This window comes from Candidatus Erwinia dacicola, from assembly GCF_001756855.1.
Classification (GTDB): Bacteria; Pseudomonadota; Gammaproteobacteria; order Enterobacterales; family Enterobacteriaceae; genus Erwinia; species Erwinia dacicola.
This window is the reverse complement of record NZ_MAYS01000092.1, coordinates 1-2169: the sequence shown is the minus strand read 5'-3', so window position 1 is coordinate 2169 and position 2169 is coordinate 1. Positions and strand designations below refer to the sequence as shown.

At 57.1% G+C, this 2169-nt stretch carries 2 protein-coding genes and 1 pseudogene; all 3 read right to left on the bottom strand.

The window, feature by feature from the left end:
- Positions 1 to 66: 66 nt before the first annotated feature.
- Positions 67 to 366: an IS3 family transposase gene (locus BBW68_RS02695; protein WP_070133583.1), complete on the bottom strand. Its 300-nt coding sequence runs from the start codon at positions 364 to 366 to the stop codon at positions 67 to 69.
- Positions 367 to 424: 58 nt separating this feature from the next.
- Positions 425 to 1678, bottom strand: a complete 1254-nt coding sequence (locus BBW68_RS02690) for a CMD domain-containing protein (protein WP_070133904.1) — start codon at positions 1676 to 1678, stop codon at positions 425 to 427.
- A 185-nt stretch (positions 1679 to 1863) separates the two neighbouring features.
- Positions 1864 to 2079: pseudogene (locus BBW68_RS15525) on the bottom strand (ATP-binding cassette domain-containing protein); the annotation flags it as partial.
- Positions 2080 to 2169 lie beyond the last annotated feature (90 nt).

The window sequence follows — 2169 nt, the reverse complement described above, 5'->3', positions numbered from 1 at the left end:
TGACACGATGGACGTCAAAAGTCTGGCACAACGCAGCGACCGGATACCTCGCTCTCAGCCTGTCGACTACCGTGAACCGTTGAGTGCGTCCGACATTAAGAGCGCCGTAGCCTTTTTTAGGATTTCGTTCTCCATTTCAAGGCGTTGTATTTTCTTCCTCGCCTCACGCAGCTCGAGCTGTTCTGGCGTCAGAGGAAGCCCGGCGGGCGTTTTCCCCTGGCGCTCAAGTCGCAGCTTATTCACCCAACGGGGGATAGCCGAATGGCTTACGTTAACTGCCTCTGCGGCCTTAACGTAGGTATAGCCGTGGTCGACAACTAACTTCGCCGCTTCGAGCTTAAATTCCGGCGTGAAATGTTTAGCCATTGGGTCACCTGTGGTGTTGGGAAGGTGAGAATATCACCTTCCAATCAGGTGGCCAGTATCAGTGTGCCACTACACTACGGTGGTGATCGCCGAGTTTGGCCACTCCACTCCGCTGGCACAGCATTTCTTCGATGAAGTACGGCGCTGGCTGATGGGCTGAATTAACGCGCCCTGCCGTGCTGCCCAAGCCCTGCATCAGGCGGTTGCCCAAGCTGGCGTTAGCCACTCCAAGGATTATCGCAAACACTTCTGCCGTACTCAGCCCGGCCTCTTTCAGCGGTTGCACGTGCGCCAAGTTGACCCGGTCGGGCGAGCGCGTCAGCCGGGCTGCCAGCTGGATTACTGCCTGCTGCTGCGGATGAGCCAGCGCCAGTGCCTGTTCAATACTCACCTGCAATGCTTCACGCAATTCGCCCAGTGCTAAGCGGTCAAAGCAGGCAGCACTGCCGTTAATCCGTGCGGTCACTGCCGCCGCCAGCGTAACCTGCGGTGAATGACGGATCTCAGACAGCGCCTGCAACAGGCTCGCCCAGCCGTACAGCGTTTTGCCGTCGTGCGCGAACAGCCAAGCACCGGCTTCTAGCTCAGCTATCGGCTGACAGAAGGTTAGGGCTTCCAGCTGATCAGTCGCGGCGTAACGCATCTCAAGTGGCGGCAGGCTGGGCTGCCACTCGGCAGCTACGCTGAACACTTCGGGGTCAGCGTCTGCGGGCACCCTTACGCTTGGCATCCAGCGCACTGGCAACGCCAGCAGAGCATGAATACCGGCCACCACGCGCGCCTGGTAGCTGACAAAGCCAATAATCTGGCTGAGCGTGACAATATCCGGCGCGCTGAGCCCTACATCATCCAGATGCTGTACGGCAGCGGCGTCAATCAATGTTGGTTGACTGGCAAGCTGGCGTGCATACTCGGTGATTTGCGTCAGGCGGCGATTGCTCTCGCGTGATGAATCCGGCCCAGGCAGCGGGTTAAGCAGCACCGCATAATGATTGCACAGGCGCTGAACGCCGGTCACCTGCGCCACCGTCAGCGCGCTGCTTAGGCGATCATACAGCGTGAGCGTGTGGGTCAGGCTGGTGGTTAATTCGTCTGGAAACAGGATCTGATAGAGATCGCGTGAGGCCAGCAGTGCGGGCTGCACCTGCTGCAAAGTAGGGATCAGATCGCCCTTGACCTGCTGCGCCAGATCAAGCAGGAAACTGTCCTCAATGGTGGCAGCTTCGGGTACCAACGGCGCGCGCTGCTCGGACAAGCTGGTCTGGGTTTCATGATACCAGTGGTTGTTACCGGTAAAGCGACGCTGTTCCATGATCATTCCTTTTCAATTACGGCATGGGTATCTTGGCGTAAGTGGTAAAGCGAAAGAAATAATGTTCGGTGCTATGAAATAGCTGGATGGCATAAGCGGGGTGGTAGTGGGGGCGAGACAGTCATAGGGGCGAGGCATGCCTCGCCCCTAGTCAGGCGTGCCTGCCCCCTTCAGGTAGGGGGGTAGCTGGGCTCATCGGCAATTAGCAGGCGCGGCTGATTCGCTAGGGCGATAGCGTTCTTCACTTTCTGGCACTCGCCGTCGGTCAGCTCATACGGGAAGCTGCTCATAATATCTTTATGATATTTTATCCCAATGCGGTGCAGCAGCTCAATGGCGCGACGATGACGCCAGCCAAAGCGCTGATACCAGCGGTCTTTCCACGTCCAGCCGGGTGTGGGGTGGTGATCGTTTCTGTATAGTGTAAAATCAACGGAATTTAGAAGTTAGGAGAGTAAAATCATGCTCATATCCACTCAAAACGCAACAAA